We start from the raw sequence: 25,920 nt of genomic DNA on the forward strand, positions 1-25,920 counted from the left end.
AGCCTATAGAAATTTTGATAGATCAAAGTCTGTATTAGCCTTCTGAGTTTGTTTTTTCAGCTTCAGTAACAGGAGAATTTGATCTGAATAGTCTACGCTACCGCTTAACTCAGCAGCCAAAATCTCTAGGCCACCATTTACATATTGCTCAAAAATTTCGACTCGTATATAGTCATGCACTTCGTCATCGCACAAGATTTCTGGATCTCCAGTATGAGCCAAAGCAATCAACTTAATGAGTTCAATGCTGCGAATCTGCTCTTGAAGAACGGCATCCGGGTCTTTTCTAGAATAGTTGCCCAGCGAGACTCGTCGTGAATTTTGGAATCCTAGCGCAGCAGCAAAAATTACAATGTCTGCATAGGTGCGGAAAGGCCCGCTTGCGCCATCGCCTGAGCGCAAATTCCGCACCAGTTCTGCCTTATCCTCTGCAAAATGAACCCTTGCCAGCGCCATCTTAGTTAATCAATAAAAATTTCTATGTCAGCGAAAATTAAAGATTCACATTACTCTCATCCCTTAGTGCTCTCACCAACTTCGCCTTATTCTTCACAATCCGAATTTTTCTATGGAATCTGGCATGACTTAGTGATTAACGTGTTGTTCATGCCACATTTCTCGCTTTACTTCCTGCACAAGTTCAACAACTTGCTCCTTCGATTTATAGCCACTTGCCGCTAAAGCCTCCTTCAGCTCACGCTGAATTTGTGAAACTGGGCTAAGAAAGTATTGTGACGAAAACATCTCCCCTAGCGCCTCAGACCTTGAGGCATCTTCAAGAGAAACCATTGATTCTTGATCGCCAGATATGACTCGAATATTTTTTGTTTGCCTATTCTTTTGCTTCAGATAGCGCAAAAAATCAAGCACTTCTTCCAAAATAGGCTCTGGTGTTTGCTCTAGTTCTTGCAGTATTAATTCTCTGTTCGTCATTGCAACATCCACTGAATAAACGACACCACTATCAAATCACCCCTTACAAAGTCTTACAAATGTTGCCAAGCATCCTCCTCTTCTGGCAAAAGCCAATCTTTGGCTAGCGAAGATTCGCTCAACAAAGCTGTTTCAAACGTCTCCTGAGCCTGAGTTGAATTCAAGAATTGAATAAACGAGAGCACCATTGTCAAAACATCTTCCGGTGTTTTATCCAATTCACGTAGTATTGAGTCTCTAACAGTCATTTTCCCGTCTCTCCTATGGATCCTAATCTCCGATGTGCTTATGGAGTGTTAAGGGGTGGCAACATTAACAGAATGTCGCAAAAAATCATTGACTGTTGTTTGCTCAGCCATGGCGATGCACCTCCACAATTTCGGTGAACTCAAACTCATCGGGGCTTTGGCGAATCAGCGGGTAAGTTTCGCTGCCTAGGCGCATCGTCGTATCGCCCTGAAGGTCATCCCTGGGAGAATTGTAGACCAGCACATATTCTCGCCCCACGCGGGGCAGCATTTCCTCTTCCACCTCACCACGCCACTGGGTCGGGCTGGCCATCACAATTAACTGATCGGCCAGCCCCGGCAGCAGCTTAGATACCTGCCGCCGGTAGATCTCATCCAGGCTGCCAAAGGGCGAATCCATCACCAGCGGGAACGTGCTGCTGTCTGGCCCCATCACCAGCTTGTTTTCGCTCCACTGGCGAATGCGCTCCACCACGCTGCCAATAAACGACAGACTGAGAATCTGGTTTTCCCCGGTCGAGGCTCCCACCAGTACCTCCTGGTTGCCCACCCGCTCCACCAGGTTTAGCTCGTACTTCTCGCTAATGCGGGGAATGTAGGCCTTGAAAGAAATCTCGCTGTAAAGGGCACTGAGGGTATCTTGCAGCTCCTGGCGAAAGAGAACGTCTTGGTTTTGCTTCAGTTCCTTCAGGCGATCGATCGCATCCTGGGCCGCCTCAATGCGCTTCACCGCCAGCTGCTGCTTGCTCTGGTTTTGCTTGCGATCGCGCACCTGTTTCCGCAATTGGCTAATCTCAGTGGCCAGCAGGGCAATCCGCTCCTGGTTGCGGCCCTTTTCTAAAATCAGGCGCTCACTGGTGCGATCGACCTCGTCAATGCGCTCCTGCAATTGGCGAATATCTTCGCGGGGGCTGGTGCGCAGCTGATCGCGCAGGTCTTCGAGGTCAATCTCGATCTGCGAGAGCTTTTGCTTGCAGTGGTTAATGGTGGCCTGCTCCTGGTCGACCTCGCGCCAAAAGTCCTCCTGCTGGTCTTCCTGCTGGTTCACCCAGCCCTCCAGCCGGTAGACCGTCGATTGCACATCAGCCAGCCCGGTCTTTTGCAGCCAGGCTTCTACCGCCTCGCGGTGGGGCGTGCCGGGGTGCAACTCCATACCGCAGATGCAGCGCTGCATTTCCAGCAATTCCTGCACAAATTTGGGCTTCACATCGGCGGGGAGCTGCCCCTTTTCTTCCTTGTCTCGCACGATCGCCCGAAATTTGTCGATCACCGAGGGCAAAAACACCGTGTAGCCCCGGTTGGAGATCGCCTGCTTAAGCACCTTTTTGGCGTCTTGCAGGCGATCGCGCAGTTCTCGCTCCTGCTCGGTGAGCTGATCCATCCGCCGCTGGAGCGACTCAAACTCCCCCGACTCGCGCAGGCGCAGGCTGTACTCCTGCTTCAGGGTGGACTGGTGGGCCAGCTCCTGGTCGATCTCGGTCTGTCGGGTTTCCAGGGCGTCGTGGGTGGCTTCCTTCTCGCGACGCTGGGCCAGCAGGCTCTTGGTCTCGGCATCGCCAATGCCTGAGAGCTCATCTTCTAGGGTTTTGCGGGCGGCATTCAGGTGCTTGATGGCGTTGTCGAGCACCTTCACCCCCAGCAGCTTTTGGGTGGCCTCGGCGATCTCGGCCCGGTTGTCGGTGCGCACCAGCTGCTCGATGCGCTCGCCGTCAAAGAAAAAATACTGGTGCAGGCTCTTGGGCAGCATCCGCCCCACCACATCGTCAGGATTTTTCGAGGCGGGCAGGGTAGACCAGCGGCCATCGTCGCCCACAAACTGCATCGCTACCTCGCTGGCCGACTGGGTGACCGCCTCCCCCCGCTTGGTGGCCTGGCACGATCGCCGCACCCGATACTGTTTGCCGTCGTGGTCAAAGGCCACCTCAACCCAGCAGCTTACCGGCTCCAGATCCCCCGCCTCCGCCAGCGCCCGCCGGTTCACCAGCTGATCGGGGGAGGCCAGGGCAGCGGTAAAGCGCTCGTACAGCGCCCAGGTAAAGGCGTTGAGCAGGGCGGTTTTGCCCGAGCCATTGTTGCCGTGAATAACGGTGATATTGCGGTCGCTGGTCTTGGCAAAGCTCAGCCCGTGCTCGCCATAGAAAGGGCGAAAATTGTAGAGTTTGAGGCTCAACAGCTTCATTGCACTGCTTCCTTCACAATCCGCAAAATATCGGCATTGACCAGGCCGCGCTCGTTGCGATCGAGCCGATCTTTCTCAATTTCGAGCACCTGCTGAATAATCTGTCGCACCTCGGCTGGGGCAGTGTCGATCGGCTGGTGAACGTCTTTAGCGGTCAGTTTACTCATCGGAACCGGCTTCCCTGGTGTGTACCTGTTCTGCGACCCAGGCCCCATCCTCCTGAGATAAGGGCGGTAGAGGGGGCTATCTGTAGTCAATGGCCATAGCGTACCGCCCTTTTTCGTAGATGTACTGTAGCAAGGGCTGTAGCGCCAGAATCGGTTCTGGCTCGTTGGCCATCAGCGGTATGGGAATGGGGGGAATAGGCTGCTGGAGGTTAAAGCGGTATAGATTGGCCAGGGGGCGGCGATCGCCTTTCGATACCAAAATTCGGTAGTGGCCGGGCTGTTCCCCCGACATCGGGAGAGGCTGCCCGCCGCGCAGTAGGCCGATTTCCACCAGGTGTGAGGAGCTGGCCAAAATCTGATTGCGTTTCCGCAGGTAGGCTACTCGCCCCTCTCCAGGGCGCTTGTTTTTGGGCGACAGCAGCTCAAGCACGGTGACAACGGTTCCTGTAGCCACCTCGCGAATTTCGAGATAGCGTTCCGTCACTTCCTCTGCCATCGGCACTCTGACCTGTTCGGGCTGCACGGTCGGTACGAAGGTGGCGGTGGCAGTAGAGTCCTGAGGGCGCTGGTGGGTCACCACGGCAACGTCTGGAATGCCGACTAAAACCGAGTCTTCATCGCTGAAAAAGTAGGTGCGCTTTTCAATCTCAACCCGGTACTTCTCACTGAGATGATCCACCAGATCGTCAGCGATCGCCACAATCAACCGGCTGTGGATAGACGACCAAAGCTCAGGATTTTCAAGGTAGGGGTTCATGCCTGGAAAGGGCGATCGCATAGGCTATCCCGGCCGCTCGGACGACGTCTCTATGGTAACGGCTGCAGTTCTTGGCAGGGCGTTAAGCTACCCCATAGCCGGTATAGGGGCGTTTATAAGCTGGGTGCAACCCTAAAACGATGTCCTCCTTAGAAATACCCATCTCGACTAGCTCTTGGCCAACATCAATATCGGTTGTGTTTTGCTGAAGCCAAATCTTACCGTCTTTGATATCGAAATGGAGCACAGTGTGATAAATGCGGTGCAGCCCTCGCCAGCCGACACGCATTAATTGGTAGCGGTCATGGGCAGGATCAAAAAAGAGTGCATTCTCGATGTCTTGATCGGTTGATCCATGCTGGCTATGCCGCTCTAAAAGAGTTTGGATAGCCTGACGATAGTGAGCTAATTTATCCACTGAACAATTTCCTCTAGGACTGGGTTATAAACGATTATTCGTAGCTGATGCCGTTCTATAGCAGTCTGTGCAAAGCGGCTTTGGAAAAAGGTATCGTAGATTTCTAGTGGTACGGCTAGGTATAGCTGGCGGTCAGCTTCCTTGACCTCTAACATAATTCTATAGTTAAGAAACTGCCCCAGCGCTGTATGGAAGTCGCTAATTGGCGATGGACTGATAAAGCTTTTAACCTCGACAGCAATTTTATCTTCTCCGCGCTCAGCCGCAATCAAACGCTCCGCAGCTAAGTCAATTTTGACCTTAACTTCTTCCCACTCCAGCTCTAATGGATCACTGGAAATGCGCCACTGCTCTTTTTTTAACCCCCGTTTAACAGCTTCATGGAATAAATCTCTGGCTGCCATGGAAGTCGCCTCACATATCCAATAAACCGTAGCGCTTTTGCAGGTCGAGCAGCTGCACCCTGGCCTCGCCCGCATTGTCGGCTAACTGAGCAAATTCCACAAAGCGCCTCAGTTCTTTTTTCAGCAGGCTCCGCTCCACTGCCAACGAGTCTCCCTCCAGGTTGGGGGGCACTACAATCATGTCAAAAATGGTGGCGCGATCTTTGCCAGGAGCCCGCCGCAGCACCCGACCCCGCCGCTGCACAAACTGGCGCGGGTTACCGCTGCTAGCCATAATCACCGCCGTCTGGGTGGCGGGGATATCGACCCCTTCATCCAGGCAGCGGATGGCCACTAGCCCCTGCAATTCCCCTGATTCAAACTGCTGCCTCAGGTCTTCGCGCTCGTCTAGGGTGGTGTCTGCGGTGTAGGTATTGACCCGGTAGCCCAGCTCTTTGCCCAGCAGCGCCGTGACCGCCTCGACGTAGCGATAGTTCTCCTGGGCAACCTCGCTTTCGATGCTACCGTCGCCGCAGTAAAACAGGGTATGGGAGGTGTCGAGGCGATCGCTCATCAGCGATCGCAGCGCCTGTAGCTTATTGGCCGCGTTACCAATCAGTCGCGATCGCTGGTTGAGCAGCCCCTTGATCTTTTCCTCTAGCTCGCTGTCGCCCATGGAGGCTAGCTGACCAATTTTCTGGGTGAGTGCGGCGTAGCGCTGGGCCTCCTCCTCCGTCAGTTCCACCAGCACAGGGTAGTAGCGGTAGTGGACGAGGGCACCCTGGGCGATCGCATCGGCCAGGGTAAACTCCGGCTCCAGCACCGGCCCAAAGTAGTTGAAAATGCCCTCGGTGCCCACTTCGTCAAAGTAGCGCTCCGGCGTTGCTGACAGCGCCAGCCGCAGCCCCACTGTGCGAGGCAGGCTCTGCTCTAGCCGTTTGGCCCCCAGGTTGTGGGCTTCATCCCCAACAATTAATGTCTTTTCAGGAAAATAGGGCAGCTGCGACTGTAACCCATGGCTCATCAGGGTGGCGTTGGTTGTGAGCACAGTCACAAAGGGCTGATAGCCCGATCGCACGCTGTAGAGCTGGCTCAACAGTCGATCTTGCCACTGCCTGACGTTCTCGTAGGCCAGGATTGGCTCTAGGCCAAACTTGCGGCACTCCCGCGCCCACTGGGTGACTAAATGGCGGTACGGACACACCACAATCAGCGCCTGAAGCTGAATTTTGTCGTACAGTGCCGCTGCGATCGCCAGCGCCGTAATCGTTTTGCCGCTGCCCGTCGCCATCTTCAGCGTGCCGCGCCCTTTATTGGCAAACCAGTTGGCGATCGCCTGCTGCTGGTAAGGGCGCAGAGTGATGTTCAGCGGCAGGGCTGGAGTACCCCCGCTAAGCGCCTCCGGGGCTGAGGAACTATCTATGTTGTAATGCCCCTGTTCGGTAGCAACCCTGGGCTCCTGAGTGGGCGGTTGGGGTGGGCAGAGTTTGAGGAGCGATCGCGCCACCGCCTCAGGAAAGGCCATTACCTCCACATGCTTCGTCTGGTCATTCCACAAATCTTGAAAATGCCTCGCCTTTTGTAAAGCTCTCTGCCTCACCCCTTCATCCCAGGAGCAGTAGACGTCCAGACATTCAAAGTTATCGATCAGCGCACTGGCGCTCTCATTGGCCGACCCAGTGAACGCCACCACATGACCCTCGCTATCTACAAAGATGCCCAACTTCTCGTGGTAGATGCCCCGCTGCCGTAGGGTTTTCGGCACCGCCAGCTTAATTTCCAGCAGGCCCTTACTCAGCAACCACACCAGAGCCCCTAGCCGATCTTGAATCACCTGCGGCAGTTCTTCTTCCAGCTCTCGCAGCAGCGCCGCCTCGATTGCCTGCTCCCGGTTCTTCAGCCCCTGCTCAATTGCCTGCACATCGTCTTCAGACAGCTGCGGCGACGTAATCAGGCGCATCTGCCCCCCCGATCGCACAAACGCCGTCAACCCCTGAGCCACACAGGCCATCGACGAACTCGAAAAATAGCCCACCGCCCGGTTGTACACCGTCGCCTGCTCCAGGCACGGAACATAAAAATCGTTGACGATGCTGCGATCGCTACTGCGATACTCGTCCCGAATTGTCAAATCCTTCAGGCTCACCCAGGCTCCTGCGATAGCCAGCATTTGCCTGAAGTCTAGCTAAGCCCAACTCATGATTTGGGGTTTCAGGCTCGTTTGCTTAAATTTCTTTATGCGGTGGCGCATACCAGAGCTGGGGCGCGATCGCCCCCTAACCGCTGCTGCTTCTCACCAGCCACAGCCGCTCAGGTCCAATGACTTCAGCGCTGCCCAGTTGGGGGGCAGGGATACTATATAGCGAGAAGCATAGTAATCAGATGCCCACACACAATTAAAATGCCGTCTTCAACTCGTGACCTCAAAGGCGACACCCGGATTCGAACCGGGGGTGGAGGTTTTGCAGACCTCTGCCTTACCACTTGGCTATGTCGCCGCCTTATCAGCTTTCGAGTATAGCAAACTCAGGAGAGCAATCAGCGATCGCGCTAGACTACCTTTGCCAAACCCTACCCCGATGGAATAGCAGGGCACCATCGGCAAAGCGACGGGCGACATTACCTGCTCACAACCATCACTACCTGTTGTAGCCTCTGAGTTAGATGGATTTGGCCTGGGGCTGGCAAAAGCGATAAATATCGGTCAGCGCTGTCACCCAACCGGAGGCCAACGACCCCAGCAGCCGATCTCCTTTTTCCAGCGTCGCGACGGTCGGGTCACCCAAAACACCGCTGGCGCTGAGATCGCGCGTCACCCAGGCAAAGGGAAGCGCGCCTTCCATCGTCAGCCAGCTATCGGTGGGCAAGTTTTGAGGAAACTCGGCCTCGGCCCGATCCATCCGCACCTGATCGGGCAGAATCGAGAGCATCAGGCTGGTTTCGGCATCCCCTGCGTGAATGCCCAGCTCCATCTCCTTGGCGGTGAGCAAATCGCCAGCGCAGTTGGGCACCGCCCACACAAACAGCGGAAACACCATTAAATCGGCATGGGCCAGGTGCAGATCGCGAGCCGCAATTTCGAGCACCTGGGGCTGACCGCCGTGGGCATTGAGCAGTACCAGCTTGCGAAACCCGGCCCGGTAAATACTTTCTGCTACGTCATGAATGACCCGCAGCAGAGTCTCCGCCGAGAGGGTAACAGTGCCCGGAAAGTGCCAGTGTTCGTTCGATTTGCCGTAGTACAGAGGCGGCAAACTGTAGACCGGAATCGCCGCATCGAGCTGGGTCAGGGCTTGGCCCAGCACGGTCGTACAGATAGCGCTGTCTACCACCAGAGGCAGATGGGGGCCATGCTGCTCGATCGCCCCCATGGGCTGCACAATCACGACATTCTCGCGATCGCTCATCGCCTCAATGTCAGTCCAGGTCAGGTAGGGGAAGTAGCGGTGGGGAGGAATAGGACCGTGCATAGATAGGGAGTTATGGGAATAGGGGGATGAGACTATTGTGATGGTTTCTTGACAGAGAACCTTGACAGTTTTAGGGCAAAAGGTAACAATGAATACAGAAACAAATCGTTCATCTCTCTATGAGAGACGGAAGTAGAGCTCAGGCTCGAAGGAACGCGCCTCTGTTTATACACCTTCACTCATTAAGGAGAGGCGAAAGATGTCCTTGAAGTATCGTGGCGTTGATTATGACCCAGCTACCTCCCAGGTAGCTATTTCCGAGGAAGTGATTGGCCGCTATCGCGGTGCCGTTGCTACTCGCCACTTGGCCAAGCAAGTTAAGGCCGACCATCCCCAAGGTCTCAAGTACCGCGGGGCCGTGGTTCGCCGAGGTTAAGTTTGCCCGGTTAGGCTAGCCATTGGTTTCAGTCGTGGGTTTCTCGGCTGAAACCAGTGCTTATTTTAGGGGCCAGGAGATGGCCTGAATCGTCATTTTGGTAAAGCACCTCTGCGGGGGTGCTTTTTTGTGCGATAGGCTTGGACAAGATCAAATTGTATGGCCAGGAAAATCGTTGGTTATTTTTGCGTATCTGCTGGGGCTGGCTACGGGGGTGCCGCTGCTGATCTGGCAGCGGCGGCAACAGCGGCGCCGAGAGCAGCGGCTAATCAGCACGCTAAAAGCACCCGATTGGCCCACCGCCTTGGGGCAGGTTGAGCAACTGGTCAAGACCCAACCCCAGCAGCAGCGGCAGCTGCGATCGCTGGGCACCAGCCGCGACACCCTAGAGCACATTTTGCAGACGGCTCCCATTGGCTATCTCCAGGTCGACGACGAAAATCAGCTGATCTGGTGCAATGAGCAGGCCAATCGGCTGCTGAAAATGAACCAGCCCCTAGCTGGGCCAGTCCAGCGCCGACGACTGCTGCTAGAGGTGGCCCGCTCCTACGAGCTAGATGCCTTAATTGAGGAAGCGCGGGAAAGTCAAACCCGGTGTCAGCGGGAATGGATGCTCTACCAAATTTCCCCCGATCCCCTGCATCCCAAAGAAGAACCCACCTATCCCCTGCGGGGCTATGCCGTTCCCCTCGACAATGGTGAAGTGGGCGTGTTTTTAGAAAATCGCCAGGAGGCAGCCCTGCTGGTGCAGCAGCGCGATCGCTGGACCTCTGACGTGGCCCACGAGCTAAAAACTCCCCTGACCTCAATTCGGCTCGTAGCCGAAACCCTCCAGCCCCGAGTTGACGAAAGTCAGCGGCGCTGGCTCGACCGGCTGATCAACGAAACCATTCGCCTCAGCAACCTGGTTGAAGACCTGCTCAATCTCAGCCGCCTTCAGGGGGATCAGTTTCAGGGGCTCAGCCTGGAGCCGGTCGATCTCCCCCAGCTCATCCAGCGGGCCTGGGTTAGCCTAGAGCCCCTAGCCCAAATCAAAGATCTGACGCTGGCCTACGAAGGCCCCCCCCACTGCCTGGTCAACCTGGATGAAACCCTGTTTCATCGGGTACTGCTGAACCTGATTGACAACGCCATCAAACACAGCCCCAGCCGCGCCACTATTTTTGTGCATCTAGTCCTGCCCGATCGCGCGGCCAAAGCCACCGACCCAGCCAGCCAAACCCTGACCCTAGAGGTCATGGATATGGGTTCAGGGTTTGGTGCCAAAGATCTACCCCACATTTTCGATCGCTTTTACCGCGCCGACCCCTCCCGCAGCCGCAGCGGCCCGCCGATCAACCTGGCCCCTGTCGATCCCGGAGTTGCTACCGAGGTGAACCGGGGCACCGGGCTGGGCTTAGCGATCGTGAGTCAAATTGTCGAGGCCCACAACGGCACGATTACCGCCGCTAATCATCCCGAATTGGGCGGTGGCTGGCTGCGACTGCGGTTGCCAGCTACCGCCGCAGTCAAATGACTGCGGTGATCTAGGGGCTATCATCACTTGATCGCCCATGGCCTAAGCATCAGTGGTTACAGCCCCTAGCCCTTTTTTTGGGGTCGGGCGTGGCAGCGCCTATGGGATCAGGACTGTAGCGAAAATTGATGACATACCCTACAGCTCCCAGCACCGCAGCCGGAGAATTAGCTAAGAACTTATACTCAGACAGGATAAATTCCTGCCATACTTGTTAAGTAGGTTACGCAATTCCGACAGGATATTCCTGCCCTATTCGTTATCCCACCATGGCAGAGCGGCTGCAAAAACTTCTTTCTCAGTATGGGGTTGCCTCCCGGCGGCAGGCCGAGCAGATGATCGAATCGGGTCAGGTGCGGGTCAACGGGGAAGTGGCTCGCCTGGGCCAGCGGGCCGACCTCAGCTGCGATCGCATCGAGATCAACCGGCAGCCTCTCCAGGCTCGACACCGCCCCACCCAACACTATCTGCTCCTGCACAAGCCCCTGGGCATGGTATCTACCTGCGCCGATCCCCAGGGACGGCCCACGGTGCTCAGCGTTCTTCCCCCCAGCCTGCATAGCGTCGGCATTCACCCTGTCGGACGCCTCGACGCCTATACAACTGGCCTGCTGCTGCTCACCAACGATGGCAATTTTACCTTTCGGCTCACCCATCCTCGTCACGACGTCCCCAAAACCTACCGAGTAAGACTTGAGGGGCAGGTTGCCCCCTCGGCCCTCGATGCATGGCGGCAGGGCATCTGTCTAGACAATCGACCCACCCGTCCTGCCCAGGTACAGGTCATTACCCGTAGCTCAAACCAAACCCAGGTCGAGGTCGTACTTCAGGAGGGGCGCAACCGGCAAATTCGTCGAGTTGCCCAAGCCCTGGGTTATCGGGTGCTAGACTTACACCGGACTGCCATAGGCTCCGTGCGGTTAGGCAACCTCGGTGCAGGCGCTTACAGGGCTTTATCATCTGCCGAAATTGAGGCATTATTAGCTGAGCCATCGGTTCAATCAGCCCCTCAGCTAAGCCGTCTCCGTCACCAGTAAGCCATTCGCTGTCTTAAGCTAAATTTTCCCTGTATGAAGACAAAAGAGTTGGTTGATTCTAACGCCGTTTATCGAGAGCAGCTCCTCGAGCTGGGTACTTTGCTGCAGGCGGCTCGCCAACAGCAAGGGCAAACCTTAGAGACCCTGGCGGAAAAAACCCTGATTCGGCCCAGTCTGCTGGCTGCGATCGAGCAGGGCGACCTCGACGCTTTGCCAGAACCCGTCTATATTCGCGGCCTGATTCGCCGCTACGGCGACGCCCTCCAGCTCGATGGCGAAACCCTGGCCAGCCAGTTTTTCACCCCCCCTCGCATTCAGCGCCGCTCCTGGAAAGAGACCCCAGCGGCGCAGCTGCGCCCCCTTCACCTCTACGGCGCCTACTTCATGCTGATGGTAGCGGCGATTAGCGGGTTATCGTATCTGCTGCGGCAAACAGCTCCAGAGGTGACCGTGCTGCCACCCCTGGATCCTCTAAATAGCTCAGAAACTAGGTCCTCAGAAAGCTCCAGCCCTGGGGGTGCCCCGGCTGTTCCCGCCCCTCAGCCCGAAGAACCCCAGGCCCCCATCCAGGTCAGAATGACCCTGACGGCCCAGTCGTGGCTGCGTATTACCTCCGATGGCACCACCAAGTTTGAGGGGATTTTACAGCCCGGCGATACTCGCATGTGGACGGCGGATCAGGCTCTGACCATTCGGGCTGGCAATGCTGGCGCCGTGATGGTCAGCTACAATGACAGTCAAACCGAAGCCCTGGGTCAGCCGGGCATGGTGCGCGAAATTACTTACTCCCCAGGCGAAGCCGTTAGCCTCGCCTGGTAGTCGTTCTGGGCCAGCGGGGCGAGCCAGCTAAGACTTGGTATTGGCGGATGCTGGCAGATCTTTGTCCAGCTGCTGTAGATCGAGAATAAACGGCAGGTTGCCGCCCTGCCCCATCACCAGCACCTTCGGCACCTGGGCGCCACCGTATTTCCAGGCTTCGATCGCCTCTTTTTGCAGCACCAAAGCTCCCCCGTCGGCCTTCAGAGTTTCAGCGATGAGTCGCTGAGATTCGGCCCGTCCCTTGGCCCGGTTAATTTCGGCCTGGGCTTCTTGTTCGGCCTCCTGGGCAATGTAGACGGCCCGGCGGGCACGCTGCTCAGCAATTTGCTTATCTTCCACAGCCTTGGCAAAATCGGTCGAGAAGGTGAGGTCCACCACGCTGGTGTCTAACACCAAAATGCCGTACTTGGCCAGGCGAGTGGTGAGGGCATCGTCAAAATCCTGCTTTAGCTCTGCCCGCTGGGTAATCGCCTCTTCTACGGTGCGGCGGGCGGCGGCAATTTTGAATGACTCCTGGGTTTGGGGAGCCACAATTTTAGAGACCAGATTTTCCAGGGTGCCCTGGGTACGGCGAATGTTGACGACCTCGGTGGGGTCGAGGCGAAAGTTGATGGCAAAGCGGCCGGAGAGGTCTTGCAGGTCTTTGGTTGAACTTTGGGCCGGCACCTCAAACTTCTGCACGGTCACATCATACACATCGACGTTAGAAACCAGCGGCGGCTTCAGGTGAATGCCTTCTAGCAGAGCGCCATCCTGGGATTTCCCCAGAATGCTGAGCACCCCGGCCTGGCCGGGGTTAATAATTACAAAACTGCTGGTCACCAGCGCCAAACCCACAATGGCGAGGAAACTCAGCACGACGGGTGGCCAATTTAAAGTCGAAGATTTCAACGGATGTTCCTACCTATGCTGCCTCTCTACGGTATCGGCTATTTAGCCTGGCGGCGAGGTTCTTCAGCAAGGCTTTGGCTCAGGGCTAACCTGAAACCAACGCCGAACTCCAAAGGGGCAGGCCAACAGCCCCTTGCCCCTACCCCTCGAGGGCCGGTAGCCAGGAGTCGGCATGACATTAGAGAAAACCCTGCGATTGATAAGCTTGTGCCAGAGAGGCCATCCCCTACTCCGGCAGCCCCGTCACCTGACCCGATCCGGTGATCACTTCTCCCACCAGGTAAGCTGCCGTCTGGTTCTCTGCCAGCCAAGCCAACGTCGGTTCGACCTGGTTGGCTGGCACCACCAGGGCAAATCCCAGGCCCATGTTAAAGGTGTTGTAGAGGTCAACCTCGGGGATCTGGCCCATCTCCCCTAGCCACGCAAACACAGGTGGTATGGGCCAGCTGCCCACTGTTAGGTGAATGTCCTGCCCTGCGCCGAGGCAGCGGGGCAAGTTTTCGGGCAGCCCACCGCCGGTAATGTGGGCCATGCCGTGGATGTCTAGCCCTTCCCGGCGAGCTTTTAGCACAGGCTCTACATAGATGCGGGTGGGGGTGAGCAACACCTCGGCCAGGCTGAGGTCGCTAAGGGCGGGTACAACTTCATTCCAGCGGTAGCCGGTGCCTGTTTGGTCGGGGCGCTGGCCCTCGGCGATCACCTTGCGCACCAGGCTAAAACCGTTGCTGTGGGCGCCGCTGCTGGCCAGCCCAATGACGCGATCGCCCACCTGGACCTGGCCACCATCCAAAATTTGAGACTTTTCAACCACGCCCACGCAAAATCCGGCCAGATCGTACTCGCCAGAGCCGTAGAAGCCAGGCATTTCTGCGGTTTCGCCGCCCAGCAGGGCACAGCCAGCCTGGCGACAGCCAGCCACAATGCCCTCGACCACCTCCGCCAGGGCCGTAGGTTCCAGTTTGCCCGTGGCCAGGTAGTCGAGAAAAAAGAGCGGTTCTGCCCCGCTAGTGAGAATATCGTTGACGCACATGGCCACTAGGTCAATGCCAACGGTGCTGTGGCGCTGGGTTACCTGGGCAATTTTAAGCTTGGTGCCAACCCCATCAGTGCCCGACACCAGCACTGGCTCGCGGTAGCCGCTGGGGAGTTCGCAGAGGCCGCTAAACCCCCCTAAGCCCCCCAACACTTCGGGTCGCCGGGTGCTGTCTACCAGGCTGCGAATGCGCTGCACAAAGCCGCGCCCTGCCTCTACATCTACGCCAGCATCCCGATAGTCCATGGGGTTTAAAGTCCTTGTGAGTAGGCCAGTCTCTTACCTTAAAAACGAGGGTGAGCTTCGTCAATGGGGTGAAGCGGCGGGCAAAGGCGATCGACCGGCCCCATCAATCAAAGCCCTCAGTCTCTGGATCCAAATCGTGCATTATCCTAGGGTGCTAGAGGGGGCTGCTCGAAGCAGCATTGACCTATTTTTTGTTCCCTTAGACGGATGTCACCGAGGCAATTTGTAGTCAAAAGCACAATCCAGGTTCCGGAAAATTCACCTTATGCTGACAAAACTCGCTCCAAAGGATGAGCAGACTGATTATTTTTACATAACTCATTCGTCTTCATTCATAAATAATTCGAAATGTAACTGGTGCTTTCTAAAAGCTGGAAAGCCCAGTCTCAGTAATAGGTTGAGCCCCTTAAGCCAAGTTTGCCGCCTTTTTATTTCGTGGCGAGAGGCTACACCGTGGGCATCTCCCCGGATTCGCAATCCTCGCTGAACGTGCTAAGTTACGTTTCGTCTAAAAAACCGAAGACCAATTTGCAACGGGTAAGGGATTTAAGGCGGCTCCCGTGCTGCCTGTTCTGGGCCTTTTTGGGACAGGATTTATCCCCTGCTCTTCCTGTTGAATTCTTTTGGTGTACATGAAACATCCCGTACTGGGCGGACTGACGGTTGCCGTCGCTATGTCCGTCTTTGGAGCACCCCTACCCAGCTATGCCCAAGACAGCGATCAAAGCGGTCTTTCTCTGGATCCAGAGGTAGAGCATCATGCTGACCACTTGTCTCTCACAAACCCTCCTGATGCAGGTCAACCTGCCGACTCCAGCCCTTCAATCTTTGAGCCTGCCGAGCCTGCCAATCCTGAATCAGCTTTAAGCATTCAAGCCCCTAGCGAAATTCAAGCGCCCAGCAAATCAGAAGCATTTAGCGAACCAGTGACGGGTGAGCAGGCTTCCAACGAGCAAGGGCCCAGCGCACAGACATCTGACCAGCAAGTTTCCAGCCAGCAGGCGGCAAGCGAGCCAGCGCCCAACGCCATGGGAGAAGTTCTAGACGCCGCCACGGTCTTTCCCCACGCCCTCGATTCCCGACAGGCCGCCACCATTTACATTCGCTCGATACCCGTTGTTACCCTGGTTGGCGGCGAACTGGAGACCCTCAACGCAAGCGCCGGTTCGGTGGCAGTGTCCCCCAGCTATCAGGAACCCCTGGAACGGGCAAATGATATTCTGGCTCGGCTACAGACGCTGTCAGCTACGGAGGATGTCGACGCTATCGAAGCCCGTTGGGACAGCGAAGACGATGCTTTTGCGGTGACCTGGGGTGACACAACCCTACTCATCCTCGACGGTAAGGCCATTTTGCCAGATACCACCGCCAATCCGGGCGAAGATGCCCTGCAAATTGCCAATCGGCTGCGCCGTCTGCTGGGGGATGCCCCGCCCTTAGCCCGAGTCGAGGGCTTGCCTCAACCGGCGGCGGCCTCCAACCAGGTGGGCATTGTCACGTCGAGCCTGACCGGCATGGCTTCCTGGTATGGCCCTGGCCTGAGCGGGCGCCGGAGTGCTAGCGGCGAAGTGTTCGACCAGAATGCTCTGACGGCGGCCCATCGCACCCTCCCCTTTGGCACCCAAGTACGCGTTACTAACCTGTCTACGGGCCAGTCCGTGGTGGTCCGCATCAACGATCGCGGCCCCTTCAGCGGCGATCGCGTCATCGACCTATCCTCGGCGGCGGCGGGCCAAATTGGCCTGAGAGCCAGCGGCGTTGGTCGGGTGCAGCTAGACGTGCTCGCCACCCCGTAGGCGACTCTGCCCACAGCCCCAGATCCTCGTCTAGACCTTCTATTAGCCCTCTCCATGGCCCCGACTGGAGAGGGTTTTTGATGAAGTTCCCTAGGCGCAGGGCTACAGTGGGGTCGGGGTAAAGTCATGGGCAAGCGGAGCGTGAAGCAATATGCTCCTGACTTTAAATCTGGTACGGTAATACCTTTGGAAAGAGGTGGCCAGTAGTTCAGCTGTCACACATGCTCACACGGCAAAGGGTAAAGGATTGTGCGGGTACTCAAGGCGGTTGAAGGCTTGACGCGCTATTTGGCCCAGGTGCGCCTGGGCCAGGGCAAAGGGGAGCCCAATGGGGTTGGGCAGGGGTTGTTTTGCCCCCCTGAGGTGGGACTGGTACCCACCATGGGCAATTTGCACCAGGGCCACCTGAGCTTAATCGAGCGGGCTAGGCAGGAAAATGCCCTGGTGGTCGTCAGTATTTTTGTCAATCCGCTGCAGTTTGGCCCCCAGGAAGACCTGGCTCGCTATCCCCGCACCCCTGAGCAAGATCTGCGCCTGTGTGAGCAAGCCGGGGTGGATGCCGTGTTTATGCCCACCCCAGCCGCTTTCTACGGCACGGCTGACCTGCAGTCGGGGGGTATTACCCAGGTGGTGCCGCCCAGGGAGATGATGGCGGTGTTGTGTGGTCCCTACCGAACCAACCACTTTGAGGGGGTAGCCACGGTGGTGACCAAGCTGCTGAGTCTGGTGGCTCCCGATCGCGCCTACTTTGGCTACAAAGACGCCCAGCAGCTGGCTATTCTCAAGCGAGTTGCCGGAGATTTAAATCTGCCCAGCCAGATTGTTGGCTGCCCTACCGTGCGTGAGGCCAGTGGTCTGGCGCTGAGCTCGCGCAACAGCTTTCTCAGCCAGGACGAGCGCCAGCAGGCGGCCGCCCTCTATCGAGGACTAAGGGCGGCCCAAAGCCACTTCAGGGCGGGAGAGCGCCACCGCTCGGCCCTGGTGGCCGCCGTGCACCATGAACTGGCCCAGGCACCTGATCTGCGCCCGCAGTATGTGGAGTTGGTGCATCCTGAGACCCTGCGCCCGCTCGATCGGGTCGAAACCCTGGGAATGTTGGCCGTGGCGGCCCACCTAGGCACCACCCGGCTAATTGACAATCTGCTGCTGCGCGATCGCCAGCCCATTGTCGCCATTGACGGCCCGGCGGGAGCAGGCAAGTCTACGGTGGCGCGGCAGGTGGCCCAGCAGCTAAACCTGCTCTACCTTGACAGCGGTGCCATGTATCGAGCGGTGACCTGGCTGGCCCTGGAGCGCGGGGTAGACCTGCACGATGAGGTCGCGATCGCAGAACTGGTGAGCGACTGCGACATTCACCTGGCCGCCTCGGGCGATGACCCCGCCTTTGCCGCCTTCCCCAGCCGCATCTGGCTGAATGGTCAGGAGGTGACCCAGCTGATTCGCAGTTCGGCGGTGACCGATCAGGTTTCTCTGGTGTCGGCCCAGCCCACCGTGCGCCAGACGCTCCTGCGGCAGCAGCAGCAGTACGGCATTACCGGCGGAGTGGTGATGGAAGGCCGCGACATTGGAACCCAGGTGTTTCCCCAGGCAGAACTCAAAATATTTCTCACCGCCTCGGTGGCAGAGCGGGCCCGCCGCCGCCAGCGCGACCTGTCCGCCCAGCAGCAGCCAGCGATTTCCCTCGGCGAGCTAGAGCAGGCCATTGATGAGCGCGATCGCAAGGACAGCAGCCGCTCGGTTTCGCCGCTGCGAAAAGCCGACGATGCAATTGAGCTAAACACCGACGGCCTCTCCCTGGCAGCGGTGGTCGATGAAATTGTGCGGCTGTTTAATGGGAAAGTGGTAACCAGCTGACGGCGTGAACGGCTAATACCTAAATTTGTTGCCCCTTTGCTGCCATGGTTATCACCGGAACTACTCGACTTCTCGGCGTTATCGGCGACCCGATTGCCCACTCCCTGTCGCCAGTTATGCACAATGCGGCCTTAGCTGAGCTAGGTATAGATGCTGTCTATGTGGCATTCCCGGTGGCATCTGGGGGGCTAGAGGCCGCGATCGCAGGTTTCGCGGCCACCGGGGTCAAGGGATTCAGCGTCACCATTCCCCACAAGCAGAGCATTGTGCCCCTGCTCACGGAGCTAACCGTCGAGGCCCAGGCGGTGGGGGCCGTCAATACCGTCTGGCGCACTGAACGCGGTTGGGCAGGCACCAACACCGACGTCGCTGGGTTTATTGCTCCCCTGAAGGCCCGGCTAGACTGGTCTGGTAAGACGGCTTTGGTGTTGGGCAACGGCGGGGCCGCCCGAGCCGTGGTGGCTGGCTGCGGGCAGCTGGGGTTTGCGGCGGTGGAGGTGGTTGGACGCAACCTCGAAAAGTTGACCAACTTTGAGCAGAGCTGGGCCAATTCGCCCCTGCATCAGTCTCTGACTATTCACGGCTGGGATTCGCTGTCGGCCCGGTTACCCAATGCCGATTTGCTCGTCAACACTACGCCCATCGGTATGCACACCACGGCCAAGCAGGCTCCGCTAACGGCCCAGGATCTTGACCTGCTCCCAGACCATGCCCTGGTCTATGACCTAATCTATACTCCCCGCCCCACCCACCTACTGGCCCTGGCGGCTCAGCGAGGGCTAAGCGTTATCGACGGCCTAGAGATGCTGGTGCAGCAGGGTGCCACAGCTTTAGAAATTTGGCTACAGCGGCCCGCGCCCGTGGCGACGATGCGTCAGGCTCTGATCGACTGGCTGGGCACAACGTCTGCCTAGCCGGGCGGGCATGCGCCAATGCGCTGTCCCAGTCTCCCTATTGACCATCACTATTTTTTAAGCGCATTGGCCGCAGCTGTATTCGGAAATTAAGCCTTTTTTTACGCCAAAAAGGCCAGCCAGAGCACTGGACCGCAATGTCTGTGCCCTAGCCAGATGCAGACACCATATCTCGCTCTAAAACGGATTTCCAACTCTGGCTCAGGTCGTCTTCGCTGCGATGGGCTTCCCAGGGGCCAGCATCAAAGCCAGCGATGCTCCACTGCCCAGCCATGTGATCGCCGTCCTCTGAAACGGTGCCACTGTAGTCAATGGGCGTCTGGTTTGAGGTCAGGTAGCGCTTCACAAACCGCACCTGGCGGCCCGAGACCGTACCGCTCAGCTGAGCTTCGCCCAGATAGTCAGCGTCTAGAATGCTGCCGCTCAGCGTGGTGCCGCCCTGAACCAGAGTGACCTCGAAGCGGGTGGGAGTACCCCGCTGCCAGTAGGTGCCTAACCACATGCCGCTCAAATCTGCCATTGGCCCACCTTACACAGACAGCCTTACACGTACAATTTAAAGGCAGAGCAATGCAAGGAGTCTGGCCCTATTTATACTCGTCCCCTGGCGCGACTAATCGAAGAGTTTCAGCGGCTGCCAGGGGTTGGCCCCAAATCGGCCCAGCGGCTGGCGCTGCACGTTCTCAAGCGCCCCCAGGGCGAAGTCGAGGCGCTGGCCCAGGCCTTGCTGGAGGCCAAGGCCCAGGTGGGGCAGTGTTCGGTGTGCTTTCACCTCTCGGCAGACCCGGTGTGCGATATCTGTCGAGCCACTAACCGCGATCTGCAAACCCTCTGCGTGGTGGCCGACTCCCGCGACGTCATTGCCATCGAAAAAACCCGCGAGTACCGGGGCCGCTACCACGTTCTCGGCGGCCTGATTTCCCCCATGGATGGCATTGGCCCTGAACAGCTCAACATTGGTCCCCTGGTGCATCGCGTCAGCAAGGAGGGCACCCAGGAGGTGATTATGGCGATTAGCCCCAGCATTGAGGGAGATACCACAACGCTCTATGTGGGGCAGTTGCTCAAGCCCTTTACTCGAGTGACCCGCATTGCTTTTGGGCTACCCATGGGGGGCGACCTAGAGTATGCCGACGAAGTGACGCTGGCCCGGGCGTTAGAGGGGCGGCGAGATTTAGAGTAGTGAGTCGTTTGGGGTCGGGCGGCGGCTCAGGAATCCACAGGGCGAATCCACTGAGGAAGCGGCAGCCTAACCTGCGCCCAGGGGGCAGACCGGAGAAGCCGGAGCAAGTTTTGGGTATAGCTGGGGCATGTACAATTTTGAACCTGTTTTGGGTTGCCCAGCGCGTAGGTTAGATTAGGGGAGAAAGGCCCTCGCTGCGGGGTTGCTGCTCCAAAGGCAGAGTTCACAGACCAGCCTTTGGACGTTGTCGCACTGTCGTTATCGCCAGGCACTGATGGGAGTTTTTCTCTACTTTTTGCGCCACGGCCAGACGGCCTACAGCCTTACGGGCGGCTACTGCGGTATGCCCGAAAACGATCCTGGCCTTACTCCAGAGGGGGTGGCCATGGCCCAGGAGTTTGCCGATACCTACGCCCACCTGCCCTGGAGTGCTGCCTACGTCAGTCCCCTGCGGCGGGCCGTGGAAACGGCGCGGCCTCTGTGCGATTTGCTGGGCCTGGAGATGCAGCTGCGCGATGGGCTGCGCGAAGTGATGTACGGCCGCTGGGAAGGCATGCACCCCACCGCAGTCGATCGCGAACACCACGATGAGTATGTCGCCTGGCTCACCGATCCGGCCTGGTATGCTCCCATCGGCGGGGAGCGGGCAGTGGATATTGCCCGGCGCTCAGCTCAGGTGCTGGATGAAATTGAGCGGACCCATGCCCATGGCCATATTTTGCTGGTGTCTCACAAAGCCACCATTCGGATTATGCTGTGCACCCTGCTGGGCATTGATGTGGGCCGCTACCGCGATCGCCTGGATATGCCCGTGGCCGCTGTCAGCGTCGTGGAGCTGGGCCAGCGGGGGCCGCTTTTCCACACCATTGCCGATCGCTCGCACCTGAGCGACCAGCTGCGATCGCTCCCCTGCACCTGAGGACAAGCGCCCTATGCCGCTGAGGCTTTACCTGCTCCGCAACGCCGAAACCGAGTACTGCCGCACGGGCCGCTACTGTAGTCAGGACGGGGTGCCCCTGACGGCCCAGGGCCAGCAGATGGCCGACTACTTTGCCAAGACCTACCACCACCTCGACTGGAAGGCCGTTTTCTGTAGCCCGCTGAACCATGCCGCCGCCACTGTTCAGCCCCTGTGCCAGATTACCGGCCTTCCCGTGCAGCGCCGGGCTAACCTGCGCGAGCTATCCTTTGGCCGCTGGGAGGGTATGGCCCCGGCCCAAGTCAACACCACCTTTCACGACGACTACATTCGGTGGCTAGCCGATCCCGCCTGGAACACGCCCACCGAGGGCGAAAAGGGCATGCAGGTAGCCCGCCGCAGCTCTGATGTGCTGGCTGAAATTGAAGAAACCTACCCCGAGGGCAATGTGCTGGTGGTTTCCCACAAAGCCACCCTGCGGATTATGCTGTGTACCCTGCTGGGCATTGATGTGGGTCGCTATCGCGATCGCCTGGCCATGCCGGTGACCGCCGTTTCCCTGGTCGAACTGATGGACTATGGCCCCTTTGTGCGCCACCTCAACGATTGCTCTCACCTGCCCCTGCACCTGCGTCGCCCCTGGGCTGGCAACGGGTCCGACGGCTAACATTTAAAGCCAGCTTGAGCCAGCCTGCACCCGGGTTTGGGCAATGGGTTGGCGAAAGTAGCGATCGACTTCATTCCTGTTGTAGCTGTAGCCAGTCTGGTTAAGACAGGTTTCCTAGGAACGTTCAAACATTTGAACGTTCCTAGGGTTTCTGGATGTCCTAACCAACCTGACTATGGCTATATCTGAATTATTTTTTGCCTTCCCATCGGTTCCGCTGCATCTCTTCTAGTATCTCTACCGAATGAAATATCCCCCCTGCCAGATGGCAGCAGCGCTAAAACGCGGTCTGATCAAAGAGCAAAGCGCAAAGAGATGAGCCAAGATGACTGGATGGTTGAGCGAGCTACAGGTACAGGGCACGGGGTGGCTGCATCTAATGCAGGTACCCGATCGACAGATAGCGACGCCGGAGGATGCTGCCCTCATCTTCTCGGGTCCACAATTTTTTATTGCCTTGCTGTCGGGGCTGGTGCTGGCCTTTGGGTTTCAGCTTCTGCTTACCAACCTATCTGTGGCCGTAGGCATTTCCTTTGTTGGCCAGAGCAACGCCAGTCGGCGCTCTAGCAGCAATGGCAGCAGTCCGCCCATCGCTACGGCGGTCGGCCTTTGGACCGTCATTACCGTGAGCCTGGCGCTGTTTTTTGCCTGTTTGCTAGCGGTTAAGCTCAGTCTCTACAGCAGCGCCCTGCTGGGCGCGATTACTGGCCTCGTGATCTGGGGCACCTACTTCTGCCTGCTGTTCTGGGTGAGTTCCACCACCGTTGGCTCCCTAGTGGGTTCGGTGGTGAAAACCGCCACCTCCAGCTTCCAAGCTCTGGTGGGCACCGCAACGGCAGCCGTGGGCGCTCGTGCCGCTAGCAGTCAGGTGGTGTCCACCGCCGAGGCTACCGCCGCCGCCGTGCGCCAAGAGCTGATGGCAGGCTGGGACAGCACCGATCTGAAAGATACCCTGCGCGAGTATCTGACCGGCCTGCGATCGCCGAGCATAGACAGCGATGCCTTAGAATCTGAGTTTGAACGGCTGCTGCAAGACTCTGGGGTGGTAACTCAGGTTGACCGCGATACCCTGGCCAACATTGACCGCAGTGCTTTTGAAAAGCTGGTGAGCCGTCGCACCGATCTTTCGGCCCAGGAAACCAAGCGCATTGCCGATCGCCTGTATCAGAGCTGGTGTAAGGCCGTAGGGCAAACTGCTGAGCGTAATACCCTGGAGCAGCTAGCCGACTATCTACAGTCGGCTCGGCGCGACGATCTGGTTTCTGGTCAGCTGAGCGATCGCATTGGTCGGCTGCTTTCTGAGGACCGTTCGTCTGGTTCCGGGCAGGGGACTGGCTGGCTGCAGCAGGGGTTGGGCATGCTGATGGGCGTTGCTCTACAGCGCGTCGACCTGTCAGATTTAGATTTAGCCGACATTACTCGCCAGCTGAAGCAGATGCCCCAACAGGTTGGGGGCACCGTGGCCGCGATCGCAGCGGGCAGCGATAGTGAATCCTACAGCGTGGTTAAAGCCGACGTTGAAGCCTATCTCTCCACTGCTTACCCCTGGCAGCTTCAGACCCATCGCATGCAGCAGGACTTTTGGCAGGTACTCTACGATCCGACCGCCGATCCTGGCCAGCAGCGCCAGGCGCTGCTTCCCCTCAACCGCGCTTATTTTGCCGATCTGCTCGCCCAGCGGGGCCTGCTCACCCAGCAAGAAATTGCCCAGGTATCGGCCCAGCTTGAGGAGGTCCGACAGCAGGTGCTGGCAGAGGTTTCCGAACGGTACCGTCTAGAGGCGGCGAAAGCGCTACAAACTCGGGTTTACACCTTCCTGCAGCGGGCCGATCGCGAGGATCTGCTGGCCAGCGACAGCTCGAGCAAGTTCAAGCAGGTCATCGACGATCCCTACGCCGAAGCTGAGGATTTGCGCGATCGCTACACGGCCTTTAGCTATGCAACCTTCCGCGACGCCCTCCAGGCCCGGGGAGACCTGAGTGAACCCGAGGTCGATCAAGTCGCCCACAGCCTGGAGCGAACCATGAACACCGCCCAGGCCGACGCAGCGGGGCTTCAGGCTGCCGCAGCGGCCCGTATGGACAATCAGTGGCAGGCCATTCAAGACTATCTGCGCTCTACGGGCAAAACTGAGCTAAACCCTGACGGCATTAGAGCCGACCTCCAGACCCTCCTGGCCGAGCCAGATGCGGGCCTGCACCGAGTGCGGCAGCGGCTAGCGCAGTTCGATCGCGATACCCTGGTGCAGCTGCTCAGTCAGCGCAACGACCTGAGCGAGGCCCAGGTGCAGCAAACCCTAAACCAGGTTGAAGCCAGCTGGTATCAGACCATTCACGCTCCAGCGGCGCTGACGGCCCAGGCCAAGGCCAAGTACAGCGAAGCGACCGCAGCGATCGAAGCTTATCTGCTAAGAACGGGTAAGCCGGAGCTCAATCCTGTCGGCATTAGGCGAGACCTGGAGCTGCTGATTCACGATCCTAAGCTAGGGTTTCAGGCGGCGCAAAATCGCCTAGCCGAAATGGACCGCGATACCCTGGTTAAGCTGCTCAGCCAGCGAGGGGACTTGAGCGAAGCTGAAGTCAACCAAACTATCGACGACATCCAGGGCACCGTGCGTGACCTGCTCAAGCTACCCCAGCGCCTGGCCCGCCGGACTAAATCCCAGGTGCTCTCCTTTGAGGCGGCCCTGGAGGACTACCTCCGCAGTACCGATAAGGCAGCGCTCAACCCAGAGGGCATCAAGCGCGATCTAAAGCTGCTGCTGCAAGATCCGCGCCTCGGGGCCGACCGGCTCCAGACCAGGCTGTCCAAGATCGATCGAGACACCGTCGTGGCCCTGCTGGGGCAGCGTCCCGATATGACCGAGGCTGAGGCTGAGGCCGCCGTCGATCGGGTACTAGAGATTCGCCACCAGGTGCTGGCCCAAATTCGCCAGGTTCAGGATCGGGTAAAGGGCGTGATCGACAGTATTTTGGACCGCATTCGCCAGTACTTAGATTCCCTCGATCGCCCCGAGCTAGACTACTACGGCATCAAGCGCGATCTGCAACAGCTGATGGCCGATCCCAAGGCTGGCTTTGATGCCCTGCGCGATCGCCTCAATCAAGTGGACAGCGACACCCTGGTGGCCATCCTCAGCTCCCACGACGCCATATCCGAGACCGATGCCCAGCGGCTGATTGCCCAGGTCGAAGATGTCCGTGCCGCCGCGCTGAGTAAAGCTGAACAGCTCGAACACGAGGTTGAGAAACGGTTAGCCGAGATTCGCTACCAGGTTGAAAAGCAGGTGGAAGACACCCGCAAGACGGCCGCCACCGCCGCCTGGTGGATCTTTGGCACCGCTACAGTCTCAGCCGTCAGTGCCGCGATCGCGGGCAGCTTAGCCACTCTCTAGTTAGTTTAGTCAAAGCAAAAAAAGCCGCCACCCTGGTTAGGGTGGCGGCTTTTTTGCTTTCAGTCGAGAACTCATCCCGCTGCCTTTAGCCACGGCCCTGGCCAACCGACCCTTCCCTCCGTCGGTCTATCGATGGGGCTTGGAGGTTTAGACTCTCTCCGGGGGTGAGTTAAGCAGCGTAGTCAAACACCGCATCGAGATATAGGCGGTTAATGCGGCGATCGCTGATACCGTTCTGCATCAAAAACAGCGACAGCGCCGCACAAAAAACCCGATGCTGACTCCACGACGGGTGGGTTTCCACATAGTCGCGCATCGCTTCAAACAGCTCCTCTGGTACCTCTACGCTCAAACTGATCCTTGCCGCCATTGCCGCCATCGATTGCTCACTCATCTCCACTTCCCCACTCTGAAATTAGACGCCAAAATACGGCCCCTGCCAACTCCTGCAACAGGCCGGATCCCTTGCTAACAGGAACTTAGAGGCCACCCACAGAGTTAGAGCAGAAGCGCTGTGTAAGCTGGTCGAACCATTGTCACCAGACTGCCTGGGGATGTCAATCTTGCCAAAGGGGCTTCGATCCGCTAGCCAAAATTTGTCCCACACGAGGCTCAAGGGGTTTCAGCGATCCCCGCCAAAAACAGCTGTAGCCGCCGCTACAGAGTAGGTCTACTGTACCTGTGAATAACCCCAATCCCCAGCCTGGCGTCAAACCATCG

At 57.9% G+C, this 25,920-nt stretch carries 25 protein-coding genes, 1 tRNA gene and 1 riboswitch; of the genes, 11 read left to right on the forward strand and 15 right to left on the reverse strand.

Annotated elements, in window-relative coordinates:
• Window positions 1-3: 3 nt before the first annotated feature.
• The 11 genes from LEPTO7104_RS0109300 to LEPTO7104_RS0109350 form a co-directional block, all read right to left on the reverse strand.
• Complete coding sequence (locus tag LEPTO7104_RS0109300; RefSeq protein WP_017298298.1) at window positions 4-456, reverse strand: DNA phosphorothioation-associated protein 4; 453 nt, start codon at window positions 454-456, stop codon at window positions 4-6.
• A 129-nt stretch (window positions 457-585) separates the two neighbouring features.
• On the reverse strand, window positions 586-933 hold the full coding sequence (locus LEPTO7104_RS41615) for a DUF2281 domain-containing protein (RefSeq protein WP_017298299.1): 348 nt from the start codon (window positions 931-933) through the stop codon (window positions 586-588).
• Window positions 934-986: 53 nt separating this feature from the next.
• On the reverse strand, window positions 987-1,181 hold the full coding sequence (locus LEPTO7104_RS0109310) for a hypothetical protein (RefSeq protein ID WP_026072518.1): 195 nt from the start codon (window positions 1,179-1,181) through the stop codon (window positions 987-989).
• 103 nt (window positions 1,182-1,284) lie between these two features.
• A complete protein-coding gene (locus tag LEPTO7104_RS0109315; protein ID WP_017298301.1) occupies window positions 1,285-3,360 on the reverse strand; it encodes an AAA family ATPase in 2,076 nt (691 codons plus the stop codon).
• A complete protein-coding gene (locus LEPTO7104_RS41180) occupies window positions 3,357-3,527 on the reverse strand; it encodes a hypothetical protein (protein ID WP_017298302.1) in 171 nt (56 codons plus the stop codon). Before LEPTO7104_RS41180 ends, LEPTO7104_RS0109315 begins: the two co-directional genes overlap by 4 nt.
• A 76-nt stretch (window positions 3,528-3,603) precedes the next feature.
• Window positions 3,604-4,305: a DUF4058 family protein gene (locus LEPTO7104_RS33310; protein ID WP_017298303.1), complete on the reverse strand. Its 702-nt coding sequence runs from the start codon at window positions 4,303-4,305 to the stop codon at window positions 3,604-3,606.
• A gap of 61 nt (window positions 4,306-4,366) precedes the next feature.
• A complete protein-coding gene (locus LEPTO7104_RS0109330) occupies window positions 4,367-4,702 on the reverse strand; it encodes a XisI protein (RefSeq protein WP_026072519.1) in 336 nt (111 codons plus the stop codon).
• The gene (locus LEPTO7104_RS0109335) at window positions 4,690-5,106 is read right to left on the reverse strand and encodes a XisH family protein (protein ID WP_017298305.1); all 417 of its coding nucleotides are present in this window, start codon (window positions 5,104-5,106) and stop codon (window positions 4,690-4,692) included. The genes LEPTO7104_RS0109330 and LEPTO7104_RS0109335 overlap by 13 nt, the downstream gene beginning before the upstream one ends.
• 10 nt (window positions 5,107-5,116) lie before the next feature.
• Window positions 5,117-6,610 (reverse strand): DNA phosphorothioation system restriction enzyme, encoded by a 1,494-nt coding sequence (locus tag LEPTO7104_RS39340; protein WP_422879849.1) that lies wholly within the window; start codon window positions 6,608-6,610, stop codon window positions 5,117-5,119.
• A 902-nt stretch (window positions 6,611-7,512) separates the two neighbouring features.
• Window positions 7,513-7,583, reverse strand: a tRNA-Cys gene (locus LEPTO7104_RS0109345).
• A 162-nt stretch (window positions 7,584-7,745) separates the two neighbouring features.
• The gene (locus LEPTO7104_RS0109350) at window positions 7,746-8,555 is read right to left on the reverse strand and encodes a creatininase family protein (protein ID WP_017298307.1); all 810 of its coding nucleotides are present in this window, start codon (window positions 8,553-8,555) and stop codon (window positions 7,746-7,748) included.
• A 104-nt stretch (window positions 8,556-8,659) separates the two neighbouring features.
• Window positions 8,660-8,715, forward strand: a riboswitch (Glutamine riboswitch).
• A 39-nt stretch (window positions 8,716-8,754) separates the two neighbouring features.
• On the opposite strand from LEPTO7104_RS0109350, the gene LEPTO7104_RS38100 reads away from it, so the two are divergent.
• The 4 genes from LEPTO7104_RS38100 (at window position 8,755) to LEPTO7104_RS0109365 (ending at window position 12,303) form a co-directional block, all read left to right on the forward strand.
• Entirely contained in the window at window positions 8,755-8,931 is a 177-nt protein-coding gene (locus LEPTO7104_RS38100) for a DUF4278 domain-containing protein (protein WP_083887040.1), read from the forward strand.
• A gap of 175 nt (window positions 8,932-9,106) precedes the next feature.
• Entirely contained in the window at window positions 9,107-10,447 is a 1,341-nt protein-coding gene (locus tag LEPTO7104_RS0109355) for a PAS domain-containing sensor histidine kinase (RefSeq protein WP_017298308.1), read from the forward strand.
• 269 nt (window positions 10,448-10,716) lie between these two features.
• Window positions 10,717-11,484 carry a pseudouridine synthase gene (locus tag LEPTO7104_RS0109360; protein ID WP_017298309.1) on the forward strand — a complete coding sequence of 256 codons (768 nt, stop codon included), beginning with the start codon at window positions 10,717-10,719 and terminating at the stop codon, window positions 11,482-11,484.
• A gap of 48 nt (window positions 11,485-11,532) precedes the next feature.
• Window positions 11,533-12,303, forward strand: a complete 771-nt coding sequence (locus LEPTO7104_RS0109365; RefSeq protein WP_026072520.1) for a helix-turn-helix domain-containing protein — start codon at window positions 11,533-11,535, stop codon at window positions 12,301-12,303.
• A gap of 27 nt (window positions 12,304-12,330) precedes the next feature.
• On the opposite strand, the gene LEPTO7104_RS0109370 is transcribed toward LEPTO7104_RS0109365, so the two are convergent.
• Both LEPTO7104_RS0109370 and purM read right to left on the reverse strand, forming a co-directional pair.
• A complete protein-coding gene (locus LEPTO7104_RS0109370) occupies window positions 12,331-13,161 on the reverse strand; it encodes a prohibitin family protein (protein ID WP_017298311.1) in 831 nt (276 codons plus the stop codon).
• A 259-nt stretch (window positions 13,162-13,420) separates the two neighbouring features.
• Window positions 13,421-14,473, reverse strand: a complete 1,053-nt coding sequence (gene purM, locus LEPTO7104_RS0109375; RefSeq protein ID WP_017298312.1) for a phosphoribosylformylglycinamidine cyclo-ligase — start codon at window positions 14,471-14,473, stop codon at window positions 13,421-13,423.
• 632 nt (window positions 14,474-15,105) lie between these two features.
• Here purM and LEPTO7104_RS33320 point away from each other — a divergent pair.
• From LEPTO7104_RS33320 to LEPTO7104_RS0109390, 3 genes are all read left to right on the forward strand, one after another.
• A complete protein-coding gene (locus LEPTO7104_RS33320) occupies window positions 15,106-16,269 on the forward strand; it encodes a septal ring lytic transglycosylase RlpA family protein (protein WP_083887041.1) in 1,164 nt (387 codons plus the stop codon).
• A gap of 249 nt (window positions 16,270-16,518) precedes the next feature.
• Window positions 16,519-18,123, forward strand: coding sequence for a bifunctional pantoate--beta-alanine ligase/(d)CMP kinase (locus LEPTO7104_RS0109385; protein WP_026072521.1), 1,605 nt, complete (start codon window positions 16,519-16,521; stop codon window positions 18,121-18,123).
• Window positions 18,124-18,167: 44 nt separating this feature from the next.
• The gene (locus LEPTO7104_RS0109390; RefSeq protein ID WP_026072522.1) at window positions 18,168-19,037 is read left to right on the forward strand and encodes a shikimate dehydrogenase; all 870 of its coding nucleotides are present in this window, start codon (window positions 18,168-18,170) and stop codon (window positions 19,035-19,037) included.
• 148 nt (window positions 19,038-19,185) lie between these two features.
• Here the strand turns inward: LEPTO7104_RS0109390 and LEPTO7104_RS0109395 are convergent, their stop codons facing one another.
• Entirely contained in the window at window positions 19,186-19,557 is a 372-nt protein-coding gene (locus LEPTO7104_RS0109395) for a hypothetical protein (protein ID WP_026072523.1), read from the reverse strand.
• 69 nt (window positions 19,558-19,626) lie between these two features.
• Here LEPTO7104_RS0109395 and recR point away from each other — a divergent pair, with 69 nt between their 5' ends.
• From recR to LEPTO7104_RS0109415, 4 genes are all read left to right on the forward strand, one after another.
• Window positions 19,627-20,220: a recombination mediator RecR gene (gene recR / locus LEPTO7104_RS0109400; protein ID WP_026072524.1), complete on the forward strand. Its 594-nt coding sequence runs from the start codon at window positions 19,627-19,629 to the stop codon at window positions 20,218-20,220.
• Between the two features lie 274 nt (window positions 20,221-20,494).
• On the forward strand, window positions 20,495-21,139 hold the full coding sequence (locus LEPTO7104_RS0109405; protein WP_017298319.1) for a histidine phosphatase family protein: 645 nt from the start codon (window positions 20,495-20,497) through the stop codon (window positions 21,137-21,139).
• Window positions 21,140-21,152: 13 nt separating this feature from the next.
• Window positions 21,153-21,806 (forward strand): histidine phosphatase family protein, encoded by a 654-nt coding sequence (locus LEPTO7104_RS0109410; protein WP_017298320.1) that lies wholly within the window; start codon window positions 21,153-21,155, stop codon window positions 21,804-21,806.
• A gap of 325 nt (window positions 21,807-22,131) precedes the next feature.
• Window positions 22,132-25,200 (forward strand): hypothetical protein, encoded by a 3,069-nt coding sequence (locus LEPTO7104_RS0109415; protein WP_017298321.1) that lies wholly within the window; start codon window positions 22,132-22,134, stop codon window positions 25,198-25,200.
• A gap of 169 nt (window positions 25,201-25,369) precedes the next feature.
• Here LEPTO7104_RS0109415 and LEPTO7104_RS0109420 read toward each other — a convergent pair whose 3' ends face one another.
• On the reverse strand, window positions 25,370-25,594 hold the full coding sequence (locus LEPTO7104_RS0109420) for a DUF2811 domain-containing protein (RefSeq protein WP_017298322.1): 225 nt from the start codon (window positions 25,592-25,594) through the stop codon (window positions 25,370-25,372).
• Between the last annotated feature and the right edge of the window lie 326 nt (window positions 25,595-25,920).

The organism is Nodosilinea nodulosa PCC 7104, from assembly GCF_000309385.1.
Lineage (GTDB): Bacteria > Cyanobacteriota > Cyanobacteriia > Phormidesmidales > Phormidesmidaceae > Nodosilinea > Nodosilinea nodulosa.

Coding starts and splice junctions, on each gene's coding strand:
- LEPTO7104_RS0109300 (WP_017298298.1), bottom strand. CDS start 456: ATGGCGCTGGCAAGGGTTCATTTTGCAGAGGATAAGGCAGAACTGGTG.
- LEPTO7104_RS41615 (WP_017298299.1), bottom strand. CDS start 933: ATGACGAACAGAGAATTAATACTGCAAGAACTAGAGCAAACACCAGAG.
- LEPTO7104_RS0109310 (WP_026072518.1), bottom strand. CDS start 1,181: ATGACTGTTAGAGACTCAATACTACGTGAATTGGATAAAACACCGGAA.
- LEPTO7104_RS0109315 (WP_017298301.1), bottom strand. CDS start 3,360: ATGAAGCTGTTGAGCCTCAAACTCTACAATTTTCGCCCTTTCTATGGC.
- LEPTO7104_RS41180 (WP_017298302.1), bottom strand. CDS start 3,527: ATGAGTAAACTGACCGCTAAAGACGTTCACCAGCCGATCGACACTGCC.
- LEPTO7104_RS33310 (WP_017298303.1), bottom strand. CDS start 4,305: ATGCGATCGCCCTTTCCAGGCATGAACCCCTACCTTGAAAATCCTGAG.
- LEPTO7104_RS0109335 (WP_017298305.1), bottom strand. CDS start 5,106: ATGGCAGCCAGAGATTTATTCCATGAAGCTGTTAAACGGGGGTTAAAA.
- LEPTO7104_RS39340 (WP_422879849.1), bottom strand. CDS start 6,610: ATGGCCTTTCCTGAGGCGGTGGCGCGATCGCTCCTCAAACTCTGCCCA.
- LEPTO7104_RS0109350 (WP_017298307.1), bottom strand. CDS start 8,555: ATGCACGGTCCTATTCCTCCCCACCGCTACTTCCCCTACCTGACCTGG.
- LEPTO7104_RS38100 (WP_083887040.1), top strand. CDS start 8,755: ATGTCCTTGAAGTATCGTGGCGTTGATTATGACCCAGCTACCTCCCAG.
- LEPTO7104_RS0109360 (WP_017298309.1), top strand. CDS start 10,717: ATGGCAGAGCGGCTGCAAAAACTTCTTTCTCAGTATGGGGTTGCCTCC.
- purM (WP_017298312.1), bottom strand. CDS start 14,473: ATGGACTATCGGGATGCTGGCGTAGATGTAGAGGCAGGGCGCGGCTTT.
- LEPTO7104_RS33320 (WP_083887041.1), top strand. CDS start 15,106: ATGAAACATCCCGTACTGGGCGGACTGACGGTTGCCGTCGCTATGTCC.
- LEPTO7104_RS0109390 (WP_026072522.1), top strand. CDS start 18,168: ATGGTTATCACCGGAACTACTCGACTTCTCGGCGTTATCGGCGACCCG.
- LEPTO7104_RS0109395 (WP_026072523.1), bottom strand. CDS start 19,557: ATGGCAGATTTGAGCGGCATGTGGTTAGGCACCTACTGGCAGCGGGGT.
- LEPTO7104_RS0109405 (WP_017298319.1), top strand. CDS start 20,495: ATGGGAGTTTTTCTCTACTTTTTGCGCCACGGCCAGACGGCCTACAGC.
- LEPTO7104_RS0109410 (WP_017298320.1), top strand. CDS start 21,153: ATGCCGCTGAGGCTTTACCTGCTCCGCAACGCCGAAACCGAGTACTGC.
- LEPTO7104_RS0109415 (WP_017298321.1), top strand. CDS start 22,132: ATGACTGGATGGTTGAGCGAGCTACAGGTACAGGGCACGGGGTGGCTG.
- LEPTO7104_RS0109420 (WP_017298322.1), bottom strand. CDS start 25,594: ATGAGTGAGCAATCGATGGCGGCAATGGCGGCAAGGATCAGTTTGAGC.